This window comes from Cupriavidus sp. HY129 (genome assembly GCF_059492215.1).
On record NZ_CP083256.1, the window covers coordinates 204033 to 230288 of the forward strand.

Genomic DNA, 26256 nt, shown 5'->3' on the forward strand with positions numbered 1-26256 from the left:
TTGAACAGCGATGAAGCCTTCAAAAGGTGAGAGATTTTGTACCTAGGCTCGTTTTGAGAGTTCGCTGGTGGTCTGCTTGTGGCCACCTCAGCGCGCGTAGGCTTCTTGATTGGCTTGGCAGAGCACAAAATCTCTCACTTTTACAGCCCCCTGGTTCTAGGAAGTGGCTTCTAACTCTGCGGACCAGTCGATCGGGTGAGAGATTTTGTTCGGAGTTCTGTTGATGCTGTGCGTAGGCGTCGCGTGGCTTACAAAAACTCTCACCTTAGGTTTCATCTTGAGCTTTGAAGTGTGGATCGAACAGCACATCGCTGGCGATGGATGCGGGATTGGGTGAGAGATTTTGTACCAAAGAACACGGCTAAGGTGAGAGGTGAGAGGACTTGGCTCTCACCTTTTATGGCTCCTTGGCGACTTCCAAAAGTTCTTTGAGTCGTTTGCGCCACCTCTTCCCATATCTTCCGAAAACGTTGTAAATCAAAGGCTTGTAGCTTAGTTTCGTAAACTTTAGTGATTTCGCTGTGTCGCGGATTACACAAAATATGCGGACGCGTTTGCTCAATTGCTGTATTCTGCGCTTGTCCAAATTTCGGAAAAAGAGCTGCGATGGCGAATATCAGTCAACCGATGCCCATAGACCCGACGGTCACCCTAGCTGAGATTAGCGATTTTGCAGATGTGGTGACCGACTACGCAGTCGAGTTACGTGACCAGATTCTTGCGCCGCGGCCACGTAAGACGGCACCGATGTTTAGTACTTCAGAAATTGCAGAGCTGTGTGGTTTGAGCCGTCAGCAGGTCTTGCACATGGCGAAGAATAGCGACGGTGTGCTGCCTGAAGGGCAGACCGTTGGTCGCGGCCGAACGTTTACTTTGGCTGAGGCAAGAAATTGGGTCCAACAAGTATCGGACATCTACCAGACCCCGCTGGTTGCTGGACCTAGCGATTTCGAAGGCAAGATTATTATCACTTCGCAATTGAAGGGTGGGTCCGCAAAAACGACTACGACTATGTGCTTAGCGCAAGGCCTTAGCTTGCGTGGCCGTAAGGTGCTGGTCGTCGATTTGGACCCCCAGGCGTCCCTTTCTGAGTTGTGCGGCTTGTACGCGGAGAAGGAGGTATTCGCCGATGACTCAATTCTGCCTTTCATTTACAACCAGGATGTCGAAGGTGGCTTGGAAGCGAAGTTGCAATCGACATACTGGGATGGCCTGGACGTTATTCCGGCTCACACGGAACTAGTGGGTGCGGAGTACCACCTCCCTGCTATGCAGATGAAGGTGCCAGGATTCAAATTCTGGCAGGTACTCCGTGATGGTCTCCAGCCACTGCGAAAGAAGTATGACTACATTATTCTGGATACTTCGCCGTCGCTGTCCTACCTCAACTTGAACGCATTGATGGCGGCCGATGCCATGGTCATGCCCATGGTGCCGGAAAACCTGGACTTCTTTAGCTCCTTGTCGTTCTGGCGACTCTTTTCGGATGTCGCAAAGTCATTCATGAGATTCGAAGCCGATAAGAAGTACGACTTCGTGTCAGTGCTCTTGACGCGAGTTAACTATGGGCCCACATCGGCAGCTCCTGTGGTGCGAACTTGGGCTCAAGGTGCATATCGGCATTGGCTCGCCCCTTTTGAAGTGCCTGCCAGCTCAGTGATGAGCTCCGGCGCACTGGCATTTACCACGGTGTTTGACATCAGCAGCTCACACAGCCAAGCCAAGTCGCTTCAGCGTGTTCGGCAGCCGCTGGTGGATTACTGCCGTTGGGTTGACGACATGTTTGTGAAACAGTGGAGGCCTGCACAATGAGCAACATTCGCGAACAAATGCTCGCCAAGACGGCGAACATCCGCTCAACGGCGGACCGTAAGCCGGATGCCACTCGTCGAGCAAATCGGACTGAGACAGCGCCAGGTATGGCGGGCGCATTGGCTGCCGCGCAATTGAGGGTTCAAGAGTTAGAGGCGACGGGGTTGCCTTCGGAACTGCCGGTTGCGGATATTGTTCCCAACCCCTGGCAGCCGCGGCGCACCTTCAATGAACTCAAGCTGACAGAGCTTGCTGAATCGATTCGCGAGGTTGGGTTACTGCAGCCTATCGTAGTACGTCGCGTTGAGCCAGGTTTCCAACTTGTGGCCGGTGAGCGCCGGTGGCGTGCACATAAGATGTTGGGGCTCGAGAACATCAAGGCTGTCGTCGTCGACTGCAGCGACGCGGACATGATTGTGTTGGCCTTGGTCGAAAACATCGGCCGAGACGACCTTTCCGACTACGAGATCGCCTTGTCTATTCAACGTTCGGAAAAGGAGTTCCCGAACCGTACACGACTTGCGGAGGCGGTAGGCTTGTCCAGGCGAGGGCTTTACAAGTTCATGGCTTTCTATGATTTGCCCGATTTCGTGAAGCATGACTTGGACCTGCAGCCAAGTCTTCTTGGGAGTAACGCCGCAGATGCACTGGCGTCTTGCCTGAAGAAACACGGAGAGGCGGGTGTGTCGGCAACTAGAGAACTATGGACCGATGTCGTCGGGGGCCATCTTGATCAGGGCAAGCTCGCCGCGGCCGTAACCGCATTGGCTACTAAAAAAGTGTCGGGCTCAGCGGCTCGCGAGCGCTCCATCGAAAAGTTCTTTGCTGGTCAGAACCACGCGGGCAGCATCACAAAGGATATAAAGAACTTTACAGTAAAAATCAAAACCGGAGTTCTATCCGACTCCCAGGAGACGCGGATTCGCCAGTTCATCAGCGAACTATTCAGTGGCACTCCAAATTGATGCGCAGTTTAGTCACATCAGAAGCCCGCCAATGGCGGGTTTTTTTACGGCTTAAGTGTGCCTAAAAGGCCGACTCAGAGCGAGGGTGCCTACGGCCGCCAGAACTGTGCTTCTAGGCATAATCGGCGGTGGCGCGAGGTGTGCCTATTAGGCACAACTTGTATCGCGTGACTTCAGTTGCTGAGATATTTCGTCACTTCGTCTGTGCCGCGTGCGCGCTCTGCCTGGACGTGGATGAAGTCGTCTGTTGGGAGCGTATATGAGGAGGCGCTGCAGGACGTCAATGGGCATCAGCTTTGCGGCTGGCTGCGTGGGAAAGGTGACAGACGAATGGAACCTACAAGCGCGCCGCGCCACACGCTTGCCGGGCAAGTCGGTACTCTGGTCGTCAACCCCGTTTGAACCTAACAAGTACTGTCCGGCGAAAAGCCGTTACCGGCCAGTGTGTTTGTCGTCTCAGTCGGGCTGAAATGCTTACCCGTGGGCCCATGGCGTGTCCGAAATCCCTACAGGGGATAGAAGCGCGAACGAACTCAATGATGAGTTGAAGTCGTAACCCGGCCGTCCCAACGCAACAGAATGGCGTCCACTACCGTGTTAGAGGAAAGGTATCTCTTTAAGTTACCCAATTCCCAGAGGACGGTGGGTCCGCCTGAGGTTGTGGCACGCGCAACCGTGGACGCGTCCCAGTCTGCTGACGGCGCCGCTAGAGCCGGGCCCACTCGCCCTCGACCGCAGCCTACCGTCGGTGTGTCTAATAGGCGCACTCCTGGCGCCGTTCGCTGAGCGCGCCTATTAGGCACAGTGAGGGCCCACCTTCCCATTGTTCGAATGACAAGGTCATCTGGAGGCCGAGACGAGCTCCGCTCCCGCAGCCTAACAATGGTGTATAGGCTAGTCATCCTGTGGTTATGCCCGTTGTGACGGCGCCAAGAACGTGTGCCTATTAGGCACACTCCGGAACCTCCGTCCTCTTGTGCGCAAGCCGCACTGTGCGTAGCTATGCTTAGCGGCACACGACGTCGCAACCGGACAGACGGTGATTTTGCGTTTGTAAAAGTCTCGAAACACTACAATTTGGTGACCTTACAAGAAGCTACCCGCCGCGACCCACAATCTTGGTGTTCTTGCCGCAGTGAGAAAGGGCCACGAAGGCCGGATATAGAAGCATGAGGATGCTCCTCACTGCCATCGCAGATCTCGACGCCGGAACAGACAACCGCGCGGTCGGCGGGCTTGTCGGCTGAGGGCGGCCTCGCTGCAACTTTGGCCACGGTGCAGGGCCAAGACGCCGGACAGGCTACGCGCCCAATGCTAAAGGAGCTCACACGCCTCGCCAGTCATCGCATTCGACTCTGGTGCGAAAACTCGGCCGTTGCCGGTTTGGCGCCATGCGCGCTAGGTCGGATGGGCCGGTGCCAAGTATCCCGTCGCTTATGAAGCCGTGGGCCTCTGCTGAATCCCACCTGTCGGATGACGGACATTTGTCTTAGTGGGGAGGAAGTGTGCTGCAGCTGGGGCACGTTCCCAATGAGATCATTCTGGTGAACCGCGGCGCAGTAGCCGGCTGGTACCCCGCTGGCCTCTAGCTTGATTACCGGCTCGTGTAACAACTAGAGCGTTTTGGTCAGCCCGACCCTACGCGGGTTGGCTCGTCCCTGTTGACGCTATGGCAGCGATCATCCTGTTCGCTTGGGATTGCACTCTTCCCTTGTTGTCACGTATGGCTCTCAAAAAGCTTGGCGATTTCATGTAAGGTGCGCTTTCTCTCCGAGGGCACATACAGCGAAGTCGTTTGCAATGAGGCATGGTCCAGCAGCCTTTGAAGGACATCTGTCGGGACATCATTGGCTACCGCATGGGTGGCGAGGAAGGTGTTCCGCAATGGATGGGGCGTAGCAGCTGCCGCTCCACCTGATGAAGAAGTAACGTCGTATCCCCTGCGATGCGCTGCAACGCCCGTTGACAGCATTCGGTAGAGCCCATCCGGGGAAAACCATGGCCCCGTCAGTGCTGGTATCTCCGCGCTTAGCTTAATGTGGATTGACTGTGCTGCGGGCGTAGAAGGCATTCACCACAGGGGAGAGCAGGGAGAGCTCCTGGTCTCCCGGATTCTCAAAATAACGTACGCCATCAACCCAACCCGCTCGCAATGCGTCAATGACGCGCGTGGGCAGGCGCACCGTGCGCCATTTGCTTCGCTTGCCGAGGAGTGCCCTGCCATAGCCAAGGATACCGTCTCGCCTCGCGAGGGCTTCCCACGACTCTCCAGACAACGCCTTGTCGACTGCAAAGGGGATCTCGCGCCGTGCTGCAACTGGCTCTTTCGCTGTCAGCCAGGGGTTGCCGCCCCAAATAGCGCACGCCGGCCAACCAGAAACAAATCCGCGCGCACCGCATAGCGCTGGGATTCCCCCTTTAGCGGTCCGGCGAACGGGCGTCAGCACGCTGCAGTTAGCGAAGTCTTGGGGCCGATCCAGAGCGCATCCGGCTGCGCTAGGAAATTCTTGTAGCGATCGCAATCGTCGGCGCCCACGTAACCCCATTGATATATTCTCGCCCCGCTGGAAATGAGAATGGCTGGATCCGTCGGCGACGACCTGTGAGGTTCACGACCGCTCGCGATGCTTTGTAAGTTGCGCTTCCTCTCCCCAGCGGACAGGCAGCGAACTCGTCTGCAGCGATGCCTGGCCAAGCAGCCTTTGGACGACGTCGGGCGGGATATCGTTGGCCACTGCCTGAATGGCGAAGGTGGGTCGCAGCGCATTGGGTGCGGCCCTGCGCAGCAAACGGCGCTCGGCCTCGTCAAGCGGCAGGGTACTGTCTACCGCGAGGCGAAGCAGCGTCGTTGTCAGCATCCGATAGAGTCCGTCCGGCAAGAACCCCTGGCCATGCCGCTGGCATCGGCAGCCTTCCAAGTGCCAAGTAATCGGCCGAACGCATGGCATGCCAACGCAGGTGGTGGAACCGGGCAGGGGATGCACGCGCGGCTATTCCCCTATAGCAGCTTTGATGTAGTGCCAGATTCGTACTAGCTGACGGTCGAACCGATCGCCGCACACGCAGCCCCGCCGCACGTTCGGAGGATGGGCCGCAGCACCCCTCCTGCCAGTGAAAAGCTGCCGGGGGGGCATGGCGGACTAGGATGCAGCAAGCGACCGGTTGGCGCCTCCCTACATTAGGCCGGTCAGGCCGGCAATGCCGCGTAACCCATACAAAGTGTACACTCACTTTCCAAAATTCGGATAATGATAAGCCAAGTGACAAGGCAGGCCGAGGTCTACGAGCACTCCAGTCGGGATTGTCGGCCAGTAGACTTCTGTGAGCTGCTTGTGTTGTATGGACCCGCGGTGGGGGGAGGGATTTCGCCTCCGGCGCTTCGGTTGGCCTTGGCATCCAGGCGCTAGCAGCTCAGGCCCGGCTGGCGCGCGTGCGAAGCTGGCCGGGCGTGAACCCTTCCGATGGGACCCCGCGCTGCTCGCTGAAGCGCCGCCACAGACTACGCAGCAATTGATCCAGGCCGGTGGCCGAGTACCCGCCCGCCACGCCCGCAAGCCGCTTGTTGCGCCCGCGCGCGGTGGCAGGCTGTATCGTGGGCGCCAACAGGGCTGCCTGCGCCGGCGGCATCATGCTTGGCCAGCCACGATCGACCCAATGCGCCTGCAAGGCCTGTCGGACGGCCGTGTCAAGGGCCACCAGCTGCTGCCGCGCACCCGGGCGTCGCAGGAAGGTGCCCTCGGCACTCGACTGCAGACTGGCGCAGCGCAGTGCGGCCAGCTCGCTCAGTGGCAAGCCTGCGTCGCGCATCAGATGTATGGCAGCCAGCGCAGCCCGATGCCTCGGGCCCTGGCGCGCCTCCCCCAGCCAGACCAGGAACGCCTCCGCGTCGGGTTGGACGGACGGCGCGCGCAGCGCCGTGGGCGCAGCGGCGGCGGCTTGCCTTGGGATGAGCGGGGTGCCCGCCAGATGCCCGGCCTTGACCATTGCGCGTAGCAGCGCCCGAACCACCCGTAACGCGGCCGCCACCGAACTGGTCCCCAGTGGGCCTTCGAACGGCCGCCAGTGCATCCTGTCGCGCGCCCCGCTCGGGCCGCACCAGAACGCCGCCGGCTGAGGGTCCGCTAAAAATTCCGCATACGCCTCCAGATCGCAGGCCTCCAACGCCTGAAGCCCCTTCTTGCGCGCTGCATTCCACAACAGCAGCCTCTCGGCCTCGCGCCGGTAGCTGTTGCGGGTATGTGGCGCACGATCCTGTAGCCAGCCGCGTACGAACGCCAGATCGGCGGCAAGCCCCGGCCCTGTCGCGGTATTTGAGGCTGGCACCAGCATGTGCTCGAGTGGCACGGGATATGGCATACCGGGGGCCAAGGCCAAGGGCACCAGCGCGTCGCGGTGGGCGTGGGCGGCAGGCGGCAGCACATAGGCCTTGACCGCCGCGGCGCCCATGGCCGAGCGCTGGCGCACCAGCCAGTGCGTGATGACCTCGGCCGACTGCGCGCCAATGCGTGGCACGGCACGCCACCAGCTGCTGCCGCGCCGATTTGCCAAGGACGTCAGGTCCTCGATCCGCCGGATCTCGGCGGCCATCAGTCGGCGTGCCAGGCTCGGCTTGAACCAGAGCGACACCTCGTGCTGGGGCTGGGGGTAGCCTTGTCCAAGCTGCTCAAGCGCCGACACGGCGTCTACCCGCCGCGACATGCCCACCCCTGAACGCGCGCGCAGCGCCTCGAACATGCCGGCAATCTCGGGCCGGCCATGCTGCAAGGCGAACTGCACCAGCCGGTCGCGCAAGGCCAGGATCCGCTGGATCGCCTGGGCCTCGCTCAGGTGCTCGTCCTCATCCGGGTCCAGCAAGTAGCGGTTGGCGATGTCCACCGGCCGCATGCCCTGCGCATAGGCACGGACCACGGCAAACTCGGTGCGGGTGAGCTTGGTGACGGCGTTGAGGCTGGGATCCAGAACCATGGAGGCAGCGGTAAGTGCTTGAACTATAACAATATTCAGCAGGAGCCATCCGGAGCCGGGCCGAAATGCTGACTAAAGCGCAATGTAAATTATTTTTGTGCCGGCGGCTAGGCCTCACCCAGGACTGTACGCCACGCCCATGACCGTGCCGTGCGAATGTCCCGAGGGCAGGGCGGCCACCGCTCCGGGCCAGATCGCTTACGCCTCTGCCGTCAAAACGATGTGGTCGCCTGCGGACGCGACGCCGCGCCAGATCCCGGCCTCGGGCGCTACGACAGAAGGGGAACTAGCGCCGGTTTCTGACAGCATCAATCGCCCGTCGTACGCCGCCGGGCAAGCTGTGGGTGCGGTTCGAGGTAGAACGTCTATACGCGTTGAAACTTCTAGTGGTTTTGTTTAGACTTGTATCAACGTTCTTGGAAGGCTTTGATCATGCGAAAAAGTGCAACTCTGACGATCCAAAAGTGGGGGAACAGCTTGGCCGTCCGGATTCCGACCGCAGTGGCCCGCTCGGCCCATTTCGCTGAGGGTCAGGAAGTCGAGGTCTCGGTCGAAGAGATTGGTGTCACGGTACGGCCCGTTGGACGTCGTGCCCTCACGCTCGCGGAGAAGTTGGCTCTGTTTGATCCTATCAAGCATGGGGGTGAAGCCATGGCCACGCAGCGTGTCGGCGCGGAGGCTATCTGATGGCGGGCAAGGTATGGGCACCTGAGCGACGCGACATCATTTGGATCGACTGCAATCCGCAAGCCGGCCGTGAGATGAAGGATATGCATCCGATGCTTGTGCTTTCTCCGCGGCCGTTCAATGAGCGGACCAGTATCGTGATTGGCTTGCCGATGACCACGGCGGCCTACAACGACACCAATCCGTTTGCGATCAGGTTTCAGGGACCGAAGGGGAAGGACAGCTACGTTCTGGCCCATCAGCCCAAGTCATTTGACTGGCGAGCCCGCAACGCAAAGGCCCACCCCTGGAAGCAGGCGCCTTTGGAGGTCTTTGCTGCCGCCTGCGAGCAATTGAATCAGATCATTGCGATCGCAGAGTGACCTCAAAGGGATTTGCCGACTGCCACGGTGTGAGTGTGGATGGTCACGTGACCTCCGCGCCCGGACTGGGGGCAACAGAAGATCCATGATTTTCCCGACCACCGAACAAATTCAAGCCTGATAATACGCGCGGTGCCGCCCCAAGCTTGGCAGAAGTCATCGGTTGCCACAGCGCCGCCTTGCCAACTGCCCGGATTGCGCCTGTAATGGCTGCGTGGCAGGCACAGGCAGTCGGGAGGCGAGATGCGCTGCACGAATTGCCAGTTCGAAAACCCCGCGGGAGCCAGGTTCTGCGAGGAGTGTGGGCAACGGCTTGCGCAGATCTGCCCGCAATGCGGCAGCGCATCCAGCCCCACCGCGAGCGTGCGGCGCGTTGTTGGCGGACACGGCGGCGCTATTCCTCATTGCTCTTCGAGCTGGGCGCTCCCTTCAACGCCGCGGCAAGGCTATCAGCACTCGAGAAACTGAGTCGCGAACTGCTTCGAAAAGTTTCGGCGCGCATGCTGATCGTTGACGAGGTTCATCACTTGTTGGCAGGCTATCGGGAGCAGCGTGCATCCCTGAATCTGCTGAAGTTCCTCGCCAATGACTTGAAAATCGCGGTTGTCCTCGTTGGCACTCAAGACGCCGTCTTGGCGCTCCAAACGGATCCTCAGATGGTCAGTCGATTCGCCCGTTTCGAGGTGCCGAGATGGCAGGAGACGGAGGCATTTCGTTCTCTTCTCGCAGCCTTCGAGATGATTTTGCCGCTTCGACGTCCGTCGAATCTCGCACGGCGAGAGATCGTACATGCCATTCTGACTGCAAGTGGAGGGCTAACCGGGGAAGTGTCGCGTGTCTTGACTGTTTCCGCAGAACTCGCGATCCGGGATGGGAAGGAGGCCATCGACCTGGGTCACATAGAGAATGCAGCGCGAACCCTGCTCTCCTGAGGGTGTCAGGCCTTGGCCCGTTGCTCCGCGTCCATTCGATGACGAAGCGTTTGGCGGTTGGCTCGGTCGCCTGGCCGCAAGGTATCAGATCAGTGTTGACCAGTTGTGGCAGATTGGCGACCTTGGTGCGTTTCCGGCGTTGACCAATTCTGGCTGGCTGCTATTTCCCCCGATGGACGAGCAGGCACTGTGCCGCCTTGCGATGCTGACTCATATTGGTATGCCAAGGCTCGAGGCACTTCAAACACCTATGGCGTGGGTGTCAGACCGAGATCAGCTCCCATACTGCTTCGACTGCCTGGTTCTGAATCCCGTCGACGCAGCTGTGGCAGCCTCAACTCAAACCAACTGGCCTCCTCGAAAGCCGGGGCGATTCAGGCCGACACGCGCGGTGGAGCCTGCATGCCCCCATGCCCTTCATGTCGCCTGTTTGGAAGCACAATCCATTTCTGCCGCGGGAAGAACGCTCTCGGAGACGCTGCGCAGCTTGTGAAGCAAGGCAACAGAGTCGCGCTCGATTCGCTTACGCAAAACCAGCCGATCAGCCATGCGGGCCACCACACTGGAAAACCGATACTCCAGCGTCCGCACGAAGCGCGTGCCAGTGGCTGTGCCGATGCACTCATACGTGACGAACATCTCAAGACCCCGGTTGCCACGGGCCCGGGTTCGCCAGAGCCGATCCGGAAGACTTTCCACGACTTCCCACTGCAACTTGCCTGCACGGCCGCCGACGTACGCAAAGTGGCTCCCAACCGGCAGCGACCCTCCCTGCCCGGTGACCGCTACGTGGTAAGGATGCCACTCATGCCAACGAAGCGGAGTACTCACGTAGGCCAGTACCTGGCTTGGCGTCCGGGCGATATCAATGGAATGCTGCATCTTGACGGTGGGGACCAGGCTCTCGCTTGCTTCTTCGGGCTCCCAATGAAGGGTTCCATAGATCCAGTCCCACAGTGGAAACACTACGGCGAAGTTCTTGGTCTGCATCAGGTCACGGCGGTGATGCAATTCATGCAACCGCCGCATGTGGCGAATCCACGGCAGGCGACAGATCGGATTCTGCGGCGGGAGGTGCTCGCAGGCATGAAAGATCTCGTAGCTGAGATAACCGCCCAGTAGCGTGGCGGCAAACAGCGCAGCGACGTTCGCATTGACCAGGCCGATGATCGACCAAGCGAGCAGCGCGCCAATGCTGTAGACAACGATCAGCCATGCCGGGAACAGAATCACCCGCCAGTCCTTGGCGAACTCGTAGCGCATCTGGTCATCTGCGAAAAAACTATGATGGTCGCCCGTGTGGCGCTGGTAGAACGCCTTCGCGAATCGCTTCTTGTTGTGCCCGAGACCCTTATGGGTGCGGTACTCGCCCCTGCTGTAGAAAATTAAGGTCGCCGGCACAGTTAGCCACTCCACCGCGCTGACGTGGTCCAACTTGTTCAGCAAGAAGAGGATCAAGGTCACGCCGAAAACAAGAACGAAGCCAGCATGCAGCCAGGGGTTGTAGTAAGGCGAAATGTTCGCCCGGTATTTCTTCCGGAAGGTTTGGGTATCAAAAGACATGATCGGCTCTCAAAGACTGTTGCGCTGTCGGGCTCGCGATACGTGGCCAGTTCCGCCAAGCCCCCGCGGACCTTTCTGACGTCTGGCGCCAGTAGGTCGCTTGGTGTTGTAGTCTATTGGTGCGATCATTTTCATTCCAATGGATATTGATGATGAGAATTATTGATGAATCAGAATTTGCAGCAGATTGATCTCAATCTCCTCTTCGTGTTCGACATGCTGATGCAGGAGCGCAACCTGTCACGCGCGGCCGAGCGACTGCACAAGAGCCAGCCGGCGGTGAGCAATGCTCTCAGTCGTCTGCGCGAGCAACTGGGGCAACCTCTTTTCCGCCGTACCGCTAAGGGACTCGAGCCCACTGCCGGGGCGATGACGCTGCACGTGCCGGTACGGCAAGCCCTGCGCTTGCTGCAGGCAGGGCTTGCCGTTCAAGAGAGTTTTCAGCCGGACACGGAGCGAACCTTCCGACTGTCGATGAATGACTATGGGCAGCTACGGCTGTTACCGAGCCTGATGACCCGGCTGATGGCGCTGGCGCCGCAGGTGAAGCTGCAGGTACTGTCGGACGAAGGTGCCCTGATCCCGCAGCGGCTGGCCAGCGGAGATCTGGACTTGGCGATTGATTACCTGTACTTCGACGACGCCGATTTGCTCTACCAACCGATTCACGAAGAGCGCCTCGCAGTTATCGGCCGACCGGGCCACCCTGCATTCAAGGAAGGCCTCGACAAGACGGCGTATCTGGCCGCACAGCACGTCTCGCTCCTGCCGCGGGCCGGCCGCGGCAGTCCGCTCGAGATCGTCCTGGGCTCGGCCAAAGTGCAGCGCCATGTGCAGTTGCAAGTTCCGCACTACCTGACCATTCCAGCCATCGTCGCCAGCACCGATTTGCTGGGTACCGTGCCCTGGCACTTGGCCAGGCATTTCGTGCACAACTATGGCTTGCAGCTCGCGGATCTTCCTTTCGAAACGCCTGCGGTGCAGGTCAGCTTGATATGGCACCGTCAACAACAACACATGTCTGGTCTGCAATGGCTGAAGGAGCAAATTGCGCAAGTTGCACAGACCGAATCGAGCTGATGTGGCGGGCCTCATTGGGCTGCCTGCGCGATGGATCTTTGAATCCATAGTGGCGCTGCCGGCGCTGTGTCGGGAAATCGGGCGGCGCGTTCGAGCCCTGCAGCCGCACCAATAAAATCAAGGGTTTACAGGGGTTTTCCTGTAAACCCTTGTGCATTTTGCGGTCTATGTAACCGCCATGTAACCCGATTGGATCGCCGCGATCCATCTGGAACCATGTCCTGCCTGCGCCTACAGTTGCTTCGTGCCCCATTTGCCCGTGTGGCACATAGGTCTCGCGCGATAAAATCCTACCCACTGCATCAAAGGGGAACGGGATCGTGTCACAAGCAACAACGCCACAAGAACGCGTCGCTGCCGCAAGGCAGCTTTATGCCGTTTTGAAAGGGCATCTCGATCGTCCAACTTGCACCGGCAGGATGTGCGGAATTCCCTCGTGAGGCGATGGGCCTCGATGGAAAAGCGGACGTCATCGACCGTCAGACCAAGGCTCGCGAAATCATGCGGCTATGGGAAGTCTTGGGACGATCAGGACAGTAATGCATGATGGCAAGGTGTTGCACTTTTGATTTGAGGCCGCCATCTATTATCGAGGTGGCGCAGTACTTTCGCGAATTACTAGGTCAGGCTCGAACTCGGTCTGGATGTTTTTGGCTCCTCCTTCGATCTGCTCAATCAAGTTGCGCGAAGTAAGCTCGCCAATCAGAACGGGATTCGAGTGCACTGTCGTTAGCGCGGGTGTTACCAGTTCCGCCATCTGCCAGTCGCCGAAGCCTGTGACAGAGATGTCGCTCGGAACCGAAAGTCCCAATGTGCGGCACTCCGCGATCGCCGCCACAGCAATGAAGTCATTGATGCATATCAGGGCGGTCGGCTGTTCCCGATGCAACAGCAAGTCCTTGCGCTGCAGGCAGACGCGCACCGCTTGTCGCACAGCAGATGCATCGTAAGGGGTCGGAAAAATGCGGTTATCGGGTAAGGAAATGTCGTTCTCGCTGAGGACGTCTCGGATCCCCAGAAGCCGTTGAGACGATAGAAACTGAGTTTCGAGAGGACCTGGGAGCACTGCAAACTGCCGGTGTCCTTGTTTGACTAAGTAGGTGGTTAGCCTGCGCATAGCCAAGCGGTTGTCATACCCCACCGTCGGATGCATTCCTTCGCGGTCCACGGCCCACATTAGTACATACGGAATAGCGTGCTTGTGTATCAGCGAGAAGACTTCGGGATGATGTTGTGAACCGATTATTGCGATCCCGTCGACTCTACGCTCCAATAGGGCGCGCGCACAGCGCAATTCGGTCTCACTGTCGTCCCGATGGCAAGTCAACAGAACGGTATATCCAAGCCGGTCGAGCTGGGCCTCCAAGGTATCTACTGCTTTGGCGTAAAGTTCATTCATCAGTGTCGGCGCAATTATGCCGACCGATCGCGTGCGCCCCTGACGTAGTTCGCGAGCCGCCGAGAAGGGAACGTAGTTGAGGCTTGCAATAGCGTTCTGCACGCGCTCCAGCGTGTCAGGTCGCAGCCTATCCGGCGATGTCAGTGCACGGGAGACTGTTGCCGAGGAAACGCCGGCGAGGAGGGCGACTTGCTTGACATTCACCATATCGGGTCAGATGTTATCTTCAGCCGGAATGTCGGCCGTCTGCCATCCATTGTAACGATTGGTAGTCGAAAGCAGTTTCCGTCGTCGGGGGGTTCCCGACGACGGATCGACATCCCTGGTGAGGCTAGTCGAGCCGGACCTTTGCTGAATCTGCCACTCGCTTCCACTTCGAAACTTCGGCGCGAAGAAACGCATTGAACGCCTCAGGCGTGCCGCCTGCGATCTGCGCTCCTTGAGCCATCAGCTTGTCGCGGAACTCCGGATCCTGAAGGGCTTTGTTGAACTCGCTGTTCATCTTAGCAATGATGGCCTGTGATGTCCCGCTCGGGACCATGAACCCGCCCCAGGAAACGGCTTCGTAGCCGTTTATCCCGAGCGCTTCATCTACCGTGGGCACATCGGGCAGTGACGGTAATCGAGTCTTGCTCGTGACCGCGAGCGCCCTGAGCTTTCCACTCTTGACTTGCGGCATTCCCGCGAGCGAGGTGGGAAGGGCAACATTGATCTGCTGACCGAGCACGTCTGTGAGCGAAGGCGCGTCTCCCTTATAGGGAACGTGGTTCATCTTGACGCCAGCCATGGTACTAAGGAGTTCCCCGGCCAGATGGCTGCCCGAACCATTGCCGGCGGATCCAAAGGTGATCTGCCCTGGCCTAGCCTTTGCCATCGAGACTAATTGGCGCAGGTCCTTTATTGGCGAATTTGCTGCTGTGACGATAATGAGCGGCACCGTTGTCACTAAGGAATTGCTGATCAATGAGGTTTGCGCTTGATGTTGCACAAGCCAAGGACTTCAGCTTTCGCAATCCGGGAGAGATGGGCCGATTCAAGCCGTCTTTCTCGCGTTTCGCACCTTTCCTGGTCGCGCTTTTGCGCGCTCAGGACGGATTGCTCCCCTCTGAGGACAACAACAGCCTCCTGGCGAACACCAGATTCGCCAAACCAAACAGGCTGAACAACTGCGCCGTGTTCTTGAACAGGCCCTTGTAGCGAACCTTGCGATGATCAAACAGATTCTTGATAACGTGGAACGGATGCTCAACCCGCGACCGAATCTGTGCCTTGACCCGCTCGACGGCGATCAGCAAGTCCTTGACGGCTCCGTCACACATCGCCTTGATCTTGCCGCGCTTGACGGCCACCTGCCACTTCACGGTCTTGCCTTGCATCTCCTCGCGCTTGTCCACGCCCGTGTAGCCCGCGTCGCCAAACGCATGCTCCTCGTGGCCATGCAGCAAGGCATGGGCCTGCGACACGTCCGACTCTTGGCCGCAGTGCCCACCACGCTATGCACCAGCCCAGAGGCCGCATCCACGCCGACATGGGCTTTCATCCCAAAGTGCCAAGCATTGCCTTTCTTGGCCTGGTGCATCTCCGGGTCGCGGCTCTTCTTTTTGTTCTTGGTCGACGGTGGCGCCTCGATGATGGTGGCATCCACAATCGTGCCTTCCTTCATCATCAGTCCCCGCTCGCACAGCATGATGCCGATCTCGTCGAACAGCTTTCGCGTCAGTTCATGCTCGACGAGCAGGCGGCGAAACTTCAGCAGCGTGGTCGCGTCTGGCACCGCCTCGACTGCCAGGTCGATCCCGGCAAACGCCCGCATCGCCATGCTGTCGTACAGCGCGTCTTCCAGTGCCTCGTCCGACAGCCCGTACCACTGCTGGAGGAAGTAAATGCGCAGCATCCGCTCAAGGCCGATCGGCGGCCGGCCACGTTTGCCCTTGGGGTAGTACGGCTCGACCGCCGCAATCAGGCGCGCCCACGGCACCACGCTCTCCATCTCCGACAGGAAGCGCTGGCGGCGCGTCACACGCTTCTTGCCGTGACTTTCCGCTTCCGCAAAACTGATCTGTCGCTTCATCACAGGACCTGAATCATGGACACGCTCATGACAACGCGCTCACCCAATGCCTCGATGACTCGCGCACTGATTTAATCAGACGGTATGGACGCCTCCCCCCGGCAACGGGGCGCCGCTTACCTGCAAGAGTAACTGTAAGGGTCCTCGCTGCCATGGCATCCCTATGCCAAAGTGGAGGTGTCGATTGCAAACGACCCTGATCGGGACGATCCAAAATGAAGCTTACCGTCATCGGCATGGATATTGCCAAGCATGTCTTCCAACTTCATGCGGTGAATGCCAACACTGGTGAAATCGAGCGCATCAAGTTGAAGCGGAGCCAGGTCACCGACTTCCTTGCTCAGCGGGAGCGTTCACTCATTGCCATCGAAGCTTGCGGCAGCGCCCACCATTGGGCACGAGAACTGCAGAAGCTCGGCCACGAAGTGAAGCTCATCTCTGTGCGATCGGTTCGTCCCTTTGTGTTGCGTAATAAAACCGACGCTGCCGATGCCAGAGCTATCTGGACAGCAGTCCAGCAGCCCGAGGCGCGGTTTGTTGCGATCAAGAGCGAGCAGCAACAGACCATTCTGGCGCTGCACCGCATCCGGGCTCAACTGATGAAGTTCCGGATCATGCAGACGAACGCATTGCGCGGCTTACTCTATGAGTTTGGTGAAGTCCTTCCGGAAGGATATCGGGAATTTGCCGAAAAAATTTCTGGTGCGCTTGCCAAGATCGCGAATCGCTTGCCAGCCATACTGATCGACAGCCTACGAGAGCAATGGGCACGCGTGCAGGCAACCGACAAGGAAATCGCTGTGCTGGAACGTCGGCTCAAGGTTGCGCTTTGCGACAATCAGGAATGCCAGAAGATCGCTGAAATTCCTGGCGTGGGGCTGCTAACCGCCACGGCTGCGGTGGCTGCGATCGGCGATGCCAAAACGTTTCGCTCCGGGCGTGAGTTCGCTGCCTGGTTAGGCTTGGTACCGAAACAAACGGGCACCGGTGGTCACGTGCGCCAGCTTGGCATTAGCAAGCGAGGTGACACCTACCTGCGCACCCTACTCATACACGGCGCCAGATCGGTGATCATCAAAGGCGCATGAACCGCCTGGCTCGACGGATTGCTTCAGCGACGTCCTTTCAATGTAGTGGTGGCTGCCGTAGCCAACAAACTCGCCCGGACCATCTGGGCGGTGCTAGCAAGGGATACGAGATACACGGCACCCGCCATGGCTGCATAGCCAGGTGCGTGGCCCGCCTGAACTGACTTCTTCTCAAGGAGCGCAAGCATTGATCGCATGATGGCTAACAGGTTGGACCGGGGCGAGGAAAACCCGATAGGGAATGTGAGCAGCAACGCTCGATGATCAGATGAGGACCTCGCCAGCGAATTCCATATGGGCCAGCAGGCTGAGCGGCCTGCACAAAAGGGCCGGACATAGGCGTGCTGCCTTCACCTGTCGACCACCATGTCAATCGGCTTGCAATCCGGGAGGCGTCCACATAAGGCGATTCCCTAGTGACGGATCGCGCCGCAGCAACTATGACAGTTGTGCATCGCCAGAACACCGGGTTGTCGCGCCATCATCAGTACGAGCACGCTGACAACCAAGGTGGCCGCATTGATCTGGAGTATCGGATGCGGGCTCAAAGTACTGGCTACTGAGCGGCCCCAGATCTCAATGCCTTTACGTTGACCGCCAGCCAAAGCGGCAGTGTCGCAGACACCACGCATCAGAACAGCTTCGAAGATTGATCCTGCCCGGCAACTTTCATGTCGCAGAATCGTCTGCGTAGCTAGGTACGCCTCCGCTACTCCCAAATTAGGGCGTCATCTCCTGGATGCAGCTTGATGCGGGTTTCAACGTGCCTTCCTTCGGCGCGAGTATGCCTGCGGACGGTCCATTCTCGATCGTCTGTTGCGAAGATATTGGCGCCAACATGGGCGTTGCCGTACGGGGCGTTAGTATGCGCAAGTGATCTGCTAATGCGATTTCCAGCGTCCCATTGCCAGTTGCAGCTAGTAGAACGACCACGCCTGGGTTACGGTGAAATGGGAAGCGCTGATCATCCAAGAAATCAGAATCGTGCGTCAGTATGATGCGTCGCGTTTCACAAGCCGTCGCGAAACTGGCCTCGTCGGCGTGTCCAATGAGCGCCATGCTAGGGTAAGCCGCCTACTTTTCCGATGAGCGTAAGGCGTCCGGGCCAGCCCTTGCGCCCGCAGCGCTCGTGCCGCCGTGATGCCGTGATGCCGTGATGCCGGCGGCGGGTGCCCCGACGACTACGATGTGCTCACGGGAAATCATCAGAGATCCTCGTGAACCTCGATTGCAAGCGCCGGACAGATCCCAGCGGCCAAGCGGGCAGATTCGTGTTGATCAGTCGACGGTTCCGCACCCGGGGCGATGAGCGAACTCCCTACGCTGGCCCCATCCCAACAAGCCTTGAGACCATCGCTGCGGCATTCTGAAGTGTTGGAATGATTTCATTCTCGATCCTTTCGGGTGTCGCCTCGGCTGGCGATGTGGAAATCCCGATAGCCAGCTGGCGGTTGCCAACCCGAGCAAGCGGGACTGCAACTGAGATCTGATTGCTCTCTGGATACTCGACCATCGCCCATTCACCGACCCCGAGGGTCAACGCCTGTGTGAGCGCGCTACTTGGAGGCAGGATGCTTCCAACCCGGAGATTCATCACCACGAGGCGACGGCGTTCCGCGAGTGCCATCGCCCTTCCAATAATGATCACCCCGTCGGGGTTCGCTTCACCCAGGTTGGATGTTCCTGCGTACGTGTCAGCCAGTTGCTGGAGCATCTGCTGAACCGAGTCTGTCACTCCCAAACTTTCCAAAGCAGCAAAGCCGATTTCGAAGACTCGGGTAGTCAAGCGCCATTGGTTGCCCTCGCGCGCGACATATCCCTCCTCCTCCAAAGTCAATAGAAAGCGCAGAACGGTCGGGTGCGGCAGGTCTACGGCACGCGACAACTCCGCCAACGTAGGTCGCCCGTTCTCTCGGAAAGCGCGCAGCACCGCTAGACAGCGTTGGATCGATCTATTATTCTTCATTCGTACACCCTGTGTACCGCTAGTTCACCTAGTGAACATCATAAGCCAGGTGCCCTTGAGATGCAACCTGCTTCTTGAGGTCAGGAGACAACGAATGAAACGATGGATATTGGGCTTGAGCGCCGCTGTGGTGGGGTGCTGGGCAGCGACCGGTCAATCTGTTGCGAACGCCAGCGAGTCCTGGCCGAGTCGCCCGATCAAGTGGGTCGTGCCGTATCCGCCGGGCGGCACCACTGACATGCTGGCACGTATCGTCGGTGCCAAGCTCTCTGAACGACTCGGGCAGCCCGTGGTGATCGAGAACAAGCCAGGCGCTGGGGGCGATGTTGGCACGGCCTATGTTGCGAAACAGCCCGCTGATGGATACACCATCGTTATGGGCAATATTGGTCCTATTGCCATCAACCCCACGCTTACTCCCGACGCTCGCTTTTCTCCCACGCGAGATCTCGCGCCGGTGACGCTCCTGGCGGAGGTTCCCAACCTGCTGGTGGTCAACCCGCAACTGCCGGTCAAATCGGTGAAGGAACTCGTTCAGTACGCGAAGCAACAGCCCAATCCCTTGTCGTACGCAACGCCTGGCAACGGAACATCTTTGCACTTGGCGGGTGAACTGTTCGCTTCGACAGCGGGCCTGCGCATGGTTCATGTGCCATACCGCGGTAGCGGCCCCGGCCTGAACGACACGATGGCAGGCCATGTACCGATCATGTTTGACAACATGCCTTCGGCATTGAATCTCGTAAAAGGCGGAAAGGTTCGCGCACTCGCCATCACGAGTGCTGTCCGTTCCCCGTTGCTGCCGGACGTCCCAACGATGACTGAAGCTGGTCTGAGCAACTATCAGATCACTGGTTGGTTCGGCGTCTTGGTACCTGCCGCAACGCCGAAGCCGATCGTCACCCGTTTGGATGCCGAAATTCAAGCTGTACTCAAGATGCCTGACGTCCGCAGCAAGATTGGCGACATCGGCGGAATCATCTCTGGCGCAGGACGAGATGAGTTCGGCCGATTCATCCAGCAGGAGTCGGCGAAATGGCAAAAGCTCATTCGTACCGCGCACATCACCGTGCAGTAGGTCAGTTACTTTAAGGAAGAAGCAATGTTGAACTCGGTTGACAGAATCCTCGTTGCGGTGCGCGACCTCGATCAAGCAGAGCAGAACTACAGGGAAGTACTTGGGGCGCAGTATCTTGATGAGCTTGCAAGCGACCATCTGAATGCCCGTGGCCGTAGCCTGGTAATCGGCGAAAGCACGGTCGAACTTTGGACCCCGCGGGGAGCAGGGGTCGTAAGTGATCATCTTGATAGCTTCGGGGAAGGCCTCTTCTTTGGAGGGGTCTCGACAGCTAGCCTGGCTGAATGCCAGAGGTTCCTTGCCGAGCAAGGTATCCGATTTGCTGAAGCCGACGGCCGTCTCTATTTGAACGCGGGCGGCCTCTATGGCATGCCACTCGTTGTCAGCGAAGCGGCAGCGCGGGTTCGAGCGAATGGTCCTGTGTCGTTTCTGTACGAGCTCACCATGGTTCTCAGCACCGACTGGCGAGAAGTCGCGGATTGCTACGCGCGAAAACTGGGCCTGCAGCGCGACAAGGCAGTAGACATCACGTTCGCGCGATTTGGCTATGAAGGCACGCTGCTGATGTTCGCGCCGGATCGTCTCGATCGCATCGAATTGGCTGAAGCGCATGATCCCGCCTTTGCCATGGGCAGGTTTTCGGGCAAGCGAGGTGACGCACTTTACATGTGCTACATCGAAACGCATGATTTGGCGGACGTAATCAGGCGACTCGAATCGCGCAACGCAAAGTGGACCCGAAGGACCGACACGGGCAAGCCCGAGCAGGACGGCCTCTGGATCCATCCGAGCGCGCTGAATGGCGTCCTACTTGGTGTATCCCGAACCTCGTTGGCGTGGGGATGGTCCGGTAGCCCCGAGAAAGTCGAAGAGATTTCAGAGGTGCAGTCGTGATGCCGGAGATCTTCGATCAGCAATACATCGGGGGATCGTGGCGCCGTGCTTCTGGCACACAGCTCATCGACGTAGAGGACCCGAATACTGGCCTGGTATCGGCCCAAATTCTTCCAGGTACCGAGGAGGACGTCGGTCTCGCCTTGGGTGCCGCGCAGAACGCATTGGCCAGCTGGTCCGCAACATCCGTGTCGGACAAATGCGCAATTCTTAATCGCCTAAAAGACCAACTCACAAATCGGCAGGAGTCGTTGGCCGATGCTATCGCGGCTGAGGTTGGCACGCCCTTGAAGATCTCACGCATCGTTCAAGTCGACTCGCCCATTCGGAACATTGGGAACTTCGTAAAGCTGGCGGAAGGATTTCCATGGCAATCGCGAACGGGCCCATCTGTCATCGTCCGGGAGCCATTCGGCGTCGTGGCATGTATCACGCCATGGAATTTCCCGCTTCATCAGATCATTCTGAAGGTGGTGCCCGCGCTTCTGGCCGGGAACACAGTCGTGCTCAAACCAAGTGAATTGACGCCCCGAACAACGCGCCTTATCTGCGATGCCATCAATGACGCAGGCTTTCCTTCGGGCGTGGTGAACGTTGTGAACGGCTTGGGTGCGGTAGTGGGCGCAGCGTTGGCGCGAGCTGACGGCGTGGACATGGTTAGCTTCACAGGATCCACGGAAGCGGGTCGTGCAGTGTCTTGCTTGGCCGCGTCGACCATTAAGAAGGTGACGCTGGAATTGGGCGGCAAGTCGCCTTCCTTGGTATTGCCGGGTGCGGACCTGACTGTGGCCGTCAAGGGAACGCTCGCTTCCTGCTTCCTCAACAACGGTCAGACTTGCAGCGCGCTGACCAGGTTGATTGTTCACTCGCGTGATGTGTCGGCCGTCGAAGCCCTGGTGAAGCAAGAACTCGCCAAGTTCTCTGTCGGATCCAGCCTCGTCGAAGGCCATCGGATCGGCCCGCTCATTTCTGGCAAGCAGCGTGACCGCGTGCAGGAACTAGCGGAAAAAGGGGTAGCGGAGGGCGCCACGCTCATCGCGTCAGGCCAGGATGTTCCGCCTGCAGGATTCTTCGTCAGCCCGAAGGTGTTTCTCACAGATCAACATAACTATCTGGCCAAGGAAGAGGTGTTTGGCCCCGTGCTCTGCGTGATTCCCTACGACGAAATCGACGACGGCATCCGCATCGCCAACGCAACGGTGTATGGCCTGGCGGCGGCCGTTTGGGGCGATCCTGACCTCGCACTCGACGCCGCTAAGAAGATTCGTGCAGGACAGGTCGATATTAACGGCGCCCGATTCAACCCCGTAGCGCCCTTCGGCGGCTTCAAACAAAGCGGTGTTGGCCGGGAGGCGGGTCACGTCGGTTTGGATGAGTTCCTCGAGTACAAATCTATCCAAATGAACGAGGGATGACGGAATGTCTCTTATGCAGAAACAAGCTCTAGGGAACATTCGCGTATTGGATATGACGCGAGTGCTCGCAGGGCCATGGTGTACCCAGATGCTGGGCGACATGGGAGCCGATGTCATCAAGATTGAGCACCCATCGCGAGGGGATGATACGCGGCAGTGGGGGCCGCCGTATGCGATGACGAGTGAAGCGGAAGTGCTTGAGGATTCCACCTACTTCGCTTCCGCAAATCGGAACAAACGATCGGTTGGCGTGGACATCGCCAACCCAGACGGTGCGGATCTGATCCGTAAGCTCGTTCTTGAGTGCGACATCTTTGTAGAGAACTTTAAGGTTGGTGATCTGGCTCGTCGAGGGCTTGACTACGACAGTCTGAAAAAGATCAATCCGCGCCTGATCTATTGCTCTATCACCGGGTACGGCCAATCCGGGCCGTACGCTGACCGCCCCGGCTACGACTTCGTTTTCCAGGGGGAAAGCGGGCTGATGAGCATAACGGGCGAGCGTGATGACGAGCCTGGTGGTGGGCCACAGAAGGTCGGGATCGCCATTGCTGATCTGACGACGGGACTGTATGCGACGGTCGCGATCCTCGCCGCGTTGAACCACAGGAATGTCACGGGAGAAGGTCAGCACATCGATTTGGCACTGCTCGATTGTCTGGTTGGCTTGTCGTCGAATCAGGGATTGTCGTGCCTGATCAATGGCGCCGAACCGCACCGGTGGGGGAACGCGCATCCGTCTCTCGTACCGTATCAAGTCTTTGATACGGCAGACGGTAAGGTGGTAGTTGCTGTGGGGAACGATTCCCAGTGGCAACGCTTTTGCCAAGCGATCGACGCCAAAGAACTGGCCCGGGATTCGACGTTCTATTCCGCATCCGGACGCATTCGGAATCGAGAGGCGCTAATTGCGCAGGTGTCGTCGGTTCTTGCGGCGCGCCAAACCGAGCATTGGCTTGCCGCGTTCTCCGCAGCGGATATCCCGCACGGTCGTATCAATACCTACAAGGAAGCCTTTGCTCACCCACAGGTCATCCACCGTCAGATGACGATCGACGTGCCGGTTGACAAAGGTATCGGCTCGGTACGGGGCATCGCCAATCCCATCAAATTCAGTAAAACGCCGGTGCACTACGTTCGGGCGCCCGCGAAACTCGGTCAGCACACAGAAGACGTGCTTTCCGACTTGCTAGAACTTTCCGCGGACCACATCGCCGGTCTCGAAGAACGTGGGGTGATTAGTTGCCAAACGTCAAAAAAGACACTTCAGGAGCAATCATGAGCATCCAAGCTAATAATGTCGGAAACGTCCTGGAGATTTGCATTGCGCGTCCAGAAAAGCGCAATGCGATCAGCGCCGCGATGTACCAGGAACTGACCCGTCTTCTGGATGAGGCCAACGCGGACAAGGAATGTGCCGCAGTCATCGTGCATGGTGCGGGCGGACACTTCACTGTCGGTGCCGATATCAATGATTTCCAGACCCGGCGGGGTAATGAAGATTCCCCTGCTGTCACGCTTCTCCGGAAGATGGCCGCGATCGATGTGCCGCTAATCGCAGCAGTCGAGGGACTGGCGATTGGAATCGGCGCCACGATGCTGCAACACGTCGATTTTGCCTACGCATCCCAAGATGCGCGCTTCCGCATGCCGTTCGTATCGCTGGGTCTGTGCCCCGAGGGCGCATCCAGCTACCTGCTCGAATCGCTGGTAGGTGTCCGGAAGGCACGTGAGTGGTTGATGCTTGGAAAGTTCTTTGATGCAGAAGAAGCTTTCGATGCCGGGCTTCTGACGTCGCTGACGCAGGACGGGGAAGCCCTTGCACGGGCGCGCGAAACGGCTGCCGAACTGGCAAAGCTTCCCAAGGCTTCGGTACGCGCGACAAAGCGGATGTTGAACCACGAGAATCGTGCCGCTGTGGGTTCTGCGCTCGACCTGGAAGTGAAGATGTTCGCCGAACTCTTGAATACCGAAGCCACTCAGGAAATCTTCAAATCCTTCCTGAACAAGAAGCGTTAAGAACGCCATGGCCGAGTTGATAAAAATCGAATCAGAAAATTTCGTCCGGGTCATTACGATGAATCGGCCGGATAAGAGAAACGCGCTGAACTCGGAAATGTGCGACGCGTTGCACGACGCGTGGCAAGACTTCGCGGGCTCAGAGGATCGCGTTGCCCTGCTACGTGCAGAGGGGTCGGTGTTTACGGCAGGCCTCGACACGGACGATCCACCGGATTCCTTTTGGCATGCCATTCCCAATGTCGCATTTGACATTGGAAAGCCGGTTATTGCAGCGGTTAATGGCCCCGTGATAGCGGCGGGCGTATCGATGCTTGCATTCTGCGATCTTTGTGTAGCGACTTCGGCAACGACCTTCGTCTATCCCGAAGGTCGCCTAGGCATGGCAGCCGGCTTGATTAGCTCGCTGGTCGGTCGGATTCCCCACAAGATCGCGATGGAGCTCATGTTGACCGGGCGCCCGGTATCCGCCCAACGGGCCTATGAAGTCGGATTCGTAAACGAACTCTGTGAACCAGGAAGCGAAACAGAGGCAGCTCTAGTGACAGCGCGTCAGATTGCGAGCGCAGCGCCGCTGGTACTGCGTTTCCTCAAACAGGCGGCGAGACACTCGATTCCGGTAGGACTGGTTGAGGCAGGCTATAGCGCCCAGTACCAAGCTCAGATGCTGGCCAGGAGTGAAGACGCCCGGGAAGGGGCGTTGGCGGCCAAGGAGCGTCGCGCTCCCGTTTTCGTGGGCCGCTAGGACTAACTAACACAGTAGGGGACTGAGAAATGGATCTGAATTTCACAGAAGAAGAGCAGGAATTTAGAAAAGAGGTACATGCGTGGATCGACGCCCATTTGCCGAAGGAGATCTCGCACAAGGTGCACAACGGACTGCAGCTATCCCGCACCGATATGCAGCGTTGGCACCAAATTCTGGGGAAAAAGGGTTGGCTGACGTATAAGTGGCCAGTCGAGTTCGGCGGCACGGGCTGGACACCAGTGCAGCGGCACATATTCGAGGAAGAGTGCGCGTTGGCAGGAGCACCGCGACTCGTGCCCTATGGGCCTGTCATGGTGGCACCAGTCATCATGGCATTTGGTAACGCTGAGCAACAGGCGCGCTTCTTGCCCGGCATTGCGACGGGCGATGTTTGGTGGAGCCAGGGTTACAGCGAGCCGGGATCGGGTTCCGACCTGGCTTCGCTCAAGACACGAGCGGAGCGAAAGGGAGACAAGTACATAGTCAATGGTCAAAAGATCTGGACCACGTTGGCTCAGTACGGGGAGTGGATTTTCTGTCTCGTCCGGACCAATACAGAAGGGAAGCCGCAGGCAGGGATCAGTTTCCTGCTCATTGACATGCGTTCGCCTGGCGTCACGGTTCGGCCCATTAAGCTGCTGGACGGCGAGTGCGAGGTCAATGAGGTCTGGTTCGACAATGTTGAGGTCCCCGTTGAGAACCTGATTGGCGAAGAAAATAAGGGCTGGACCTATGCCAAACACCTTCTCAGTCACGAACGCTCGAACATTGCAGAAGTCGGGCGTGCCAAGCGTGAGCTCCGACGCCTGAAGCGAATCGCGGCTGCAGAAGGCATGATGGACGACCCTCGTTTCAAAGACGAGGTTTCGAAGCTCGAGGTAGATATTATCGCGCTCGAAATGCTGGTTCTTCGCGTTATCTCGGCAGAAAAATCCGGGAAGAATCCATTGGATATCGCAGGCCTACTGAAAATCCGAGGCAGTGAGATTCAACAGCGCTACAGTGAATTGATGATGCTGGCTGCAGGTCCCTATAGCCTCCCATTTATTCAAGACGCTATGTTGACGGAGTGGGATGGCGAGTTCCCAGGTGGAGAGCGACGGAACGCTCCGCTTGCCGCGACATATTTTAATCTGCGGAAAACCACTATCTACGGTGGCTCCAATGAAGTGCAGCGTAACATTGTTTCGCAAGTGGTCCTCGGATAAAGGA

The 26256-nt window shown here is 58.4% G+C and carries 22 protein-coding genes and 2 pseudogenes; 15 read left to right on the forward strand and 9 right to left on the reverse strand.

Annotated features, from left to right (window positions below):
* Positions 1-606 precede the first annotated feature (606 nt).
* Together K6G35_RS29905 and K6G35_RS29910 are read left to right on the forward strand one after the other, a co-directional pair.
* Complete coding sequence (locus tag K6G35_RS29905) at positions 607-1812, forward strand: ParA family protein (RefSeq protein WP_171514465.1); 1206 nt, start codon at positions 607-609, stop codon at positions 1810-1812.
* Positions 1809-2777, forward strand: coding sequence for a ParB/RepB/Spo0J family partition protein (locus tag K6G35_RS29910; protein ID WP_058698216.1), 969 nt, complete (start codon positions 1809-1811; stop codon positions 2775-2777). Before K6G35_RS29905 ends, K6G35_RS29910 begins: the two co-directional genes overlap by 4 nt.
* A 1717-nt stretch (positions 2778-4494) precedes the next feature.
* Here the strand turns inward: K6G35_RS29910 and K6G35_RS29915 are convergent.
* From K6G35_RS29915 to K6G35_RS29925, 3 genes are all read right to left on the reverse strand, one after another.
* Entirely contained in the window at positions 4495-4848 is a 354-nt protein-coding gene (locus K6G35_RS29915) for a tyrosine-type recombinase/integrase (RefSeq protein ID WP_116318651.1), read from the reverse strand.
* Between the two features lie 538 nt (positions 4849-5386).
* Positions 5387-5635, reverse strand: coding sequence for a site-specific integrase (locus tag K6G35_RS29920; protein ID WP_058698217.1), 249 nt, complete (start codon positions 5633-5635; stop codon positions 5387-5389).
* A gap of 553 nt (positions 5636-6188) precedes the next feature.
* Complete coding sequence (locus tag K6G35_RS29925; RefSeq protein ID WP_058698218.1) at positions 6189-7742, reverse strand: phage integrase family protein; 1554 nt, start codon at positions 7740-7742, stop codon at positions 6189-6191.
* Positions 7743-8174: 432 nt separating this feature from the next.
* Here K6G35_RS29925 and K6G35_RS29930 point away from each other — a divergent pair, with 432 nt between their 5' ends.
* The 4 genes and pseudogenes from K6G35_RS29930 to K6G35_RS29945 all read left to right on the forward strand — a co-directional run bounded on the left by K6G35_RS29930 (position 8175) and on the right by K6G35_RS29945 (position 9723).
* Positions 8175-8429, forward strand: a complete 255-nt coding sequence (locus K6G35_RS29930; protein ID WP_058698259.1) for an AbrB/MazE/SpoVT family DNA-binding domain-containing protein — start codon at positions 8175-8177, stop codon at positions 8427-8429.
* A complete protein-coding gene (locus K6G35_RS29935; protein WP_058698219.1) occupies positions 8429-8791 on the forward strand; it encodes a type II toxin-antitoxin system PemK/MazF family toxin in 363 nt (120 codons plus the stop codon). The genes K6G35_RS29930 and K6G35_RS29935 overlap by 1 nt, the downstream gene beginning before the upstream one ends.
* A 243-nt stretch (positions 8792-9034) precedes the next feature.
* Positions 9035-9100 (forward strand): annotated as a pseudogene (locus tag K6G35_RS29940) (zinc-ribbon domain-containing protein); the annotation flags it as partial.
* A 23-nt stretch (positions 9101-9123) separates the two neighbouring features.
* Complete coding sequence (locus K6G35_RS29945) at positions 9124-9723, forward strand: TniB family NTP-binding protein (protein WP_081050312.1); 600 nt, start codon at positions 9124-9126, stop codon at positions 9721-9723.
* Positions 9724-10140: 417 nt separating this feature from the next.
* On the opposite strand, the gene K6G35_RS29950 is transcribed toward K6G35_RS29945, so the two are convergent.
* Entirely contained in the window at positions 10141-11286 is a 1146-nt protein-coding gene (locus K6G35_RS29950) for a sterol desaturase/SRPBCC family protein (RefSeq protein ID WP_058698221.1), read from the reverse strand.
* Between the two features lie 165 nt (positions 11287-11451).
* Between K6G35_RS29950 and bsrA the strand changes: the two genes are divergently transcribed.
* Entirely contained in the window at positions 11452-12366 is a 915-nt protein-coding gene (bsrA, locus tag K6G35_RS29955) for a LysR family transcriptional regulator BsrA (protein ID WP_058698222.1), read from the forward strand.
* Positions 12367-12952: 586 nt separating this feature from the next.
* On the opposite strand, the gene K6G35_RS29960 is transcribed toward bsrA, so the two are convergent.
* The 3 genes from K6G35_RS29960 to K6G35_RS29970 all read right to left on the reverse strand — a co-directional run bounded on the left by K6G35_RS29960 (position 12953) and on the right by K6G35_RS29970 (position 15836).
* Positions 12953-13972, reverse strand: coding sequence for a LacI family DNA-binding transcriptional regulator (locus K6G35_RS29960; RefSeq protein ID WP_058698223.1), 1020 nt, complete (start codon positions 13970-13972; stop codon positions 12953-12955).
* A 124-nt stretch (positions 13973-14096) separates the two neighbouring features.
* Entirely contained in the window at positions 14097-14729 is a 633-nt protein-coding gene (locus tag K6G35_RS29965) for a tripartite tricarboxylate transporter substrate-binding protein (RefSeq protein ID WP_233528039.1), read from the reverse strand.
* Positions 14730-14850: 121 nt separating this feature from the next.
* Positions 14851-15836 (reverse strand): IS5 family transposase gene (locus tag K6G35_RS29970; protein ID WP_412459421.1). Its coding sequence is split into 2 segments (ribosomal slippage): positions 14851-15239 and positions 15239-15836, totalling 987 coding nucleotides; the frame shifts between segments, so codons are not numbered across the junction.
* A gap of 215 nt (positions 15837-16051) precedes the next feature.
* Here K6G35_RS29970 and K6G35_RS29975 point away from each other — a divergent pair.
* Positions 16052-17062 (forward strand): annotated as a pseudogene (locus tag K6G35_RS29975) (IS110 family RNA-guided transposase).
* A gap of 582 nt (positions 17063-17644) precedes the next feature.
* Here K6G35_RS29975 and K6G35_RS29980 read toward each other — a convergent pair.
* A complete protein-coding gene (locus K6G35_RS29980; RefSeq protein ID WP_377747427.1) occupies positions 17645-17983 on the reverse strand; it encodes a DUF5615 family PIN-like protein in 339 nt (112 codons plus the stop codon).
* Positions 17984-18242: 259 nt separating this feature from the next.
* Positions 18243-18890: an IclR family transcriptional regulator gene (locus tag K6G35_RS29985; RefSeq protein WP_043355366.1), complete on the reverse strand. Its 648-nt coding sequence runs from the start codon at positions 18888-18890 to the stop codon at positions 18243-18245.
* 94 nt (positions 18891-18984) lie between these two features.
* On the opposite strand from K6G35_RS29985, the gene K6G35_RS29990 reads away from it, so the two are divergent.
* From K6G35_RS29990 to K6G35_RS30020, 7 genes are read left to right on the forward strand one after another with little or no spacing between them, the layout of a single operon-like run.
* Entirely contained in the window at positions 18985-19968 is a 984-nt protein-coding gene (locus tag K6G35_RS29990) for a Bug family tripartite tricarboxylate transporter substrate binding protein (RefSeq protein WP_058698224.1), read from the forward strand.
* Positions 19969-19992: 24 nt separating this feature from the next.
* Positions 19993-20862 (forward strand): VOC family protein, encoded by an 870-nt coding sequence (locus tag K6G35_RS29995; RefSeq protein WP_052495072.1) that lies wholly within the window; start codon positions 19993-19995, stop codon positions 20860-20862.
* Entirely contained in the window at positions 20862-22277 is a 1416-nt protein-coding gene (locus tag K6G35_RS30000) for an aldehyde dehydrogenase family protein (RefSeq protein WP_043355360.1), read from the forward strand. Before K6G35_RS29995 ends, K6G35_RS30000 begins: the two co-directional genes overlap by 1 nt.
* Before the next feature lie 13 nt (positions 22278-22290).
* A complete protein-coding gene (locus K6G35_RS30005) occupies positions 22291-23559 on the forward strand; it encodes a CaiB/BaiF CoA transferase family protein (RefSeq protein WP_058698225.1) in 1269 nt (422 codons plus the stop codon).
* Positions 23556-24296, forward strand: a complete 741-nt coding sequence (locus K6G35_RS30010) for an enoyl-CoA hydratase/isomerase family protein (RefSeq protein ID WP_043355358.1) — start codon at positions 23556-23558, stop codon at positions 24294-24296. The genes K6G35_RS30005 and K6G35_RS30010 overlap by 4 nt, the downstream gene beginning before the upstream one ends.
* A gap of 7 nt (positions 24297-24303) precedes the next feature.
* Positions 24304-25041, forward strand: coding sequence for an enoyl-CoA hydratase/isomerase family protein (locus K6G35_RS30015; protein ID WP_058698226.1), 738 nt, complete (start codon positions 24304-24306; stop codon positions 25039-25041).
* Positions 25042-25070: 29 nt separating this feature from the next.
* Positions 25071-26252 carry an acyl-CoA dehydrogenase family protein gene (locus tag K6G35_RS30020; protein WP_058698227.1) on the forward strand — a complete coding sequence of 394 codons (1182 nt, stop codon included), beginning with the start codon at positions 25071-25073 and terminating at the stop codon, positions 26250-26252.
* Positions 26253-26256: the final 4 nt, after the last annotated feature.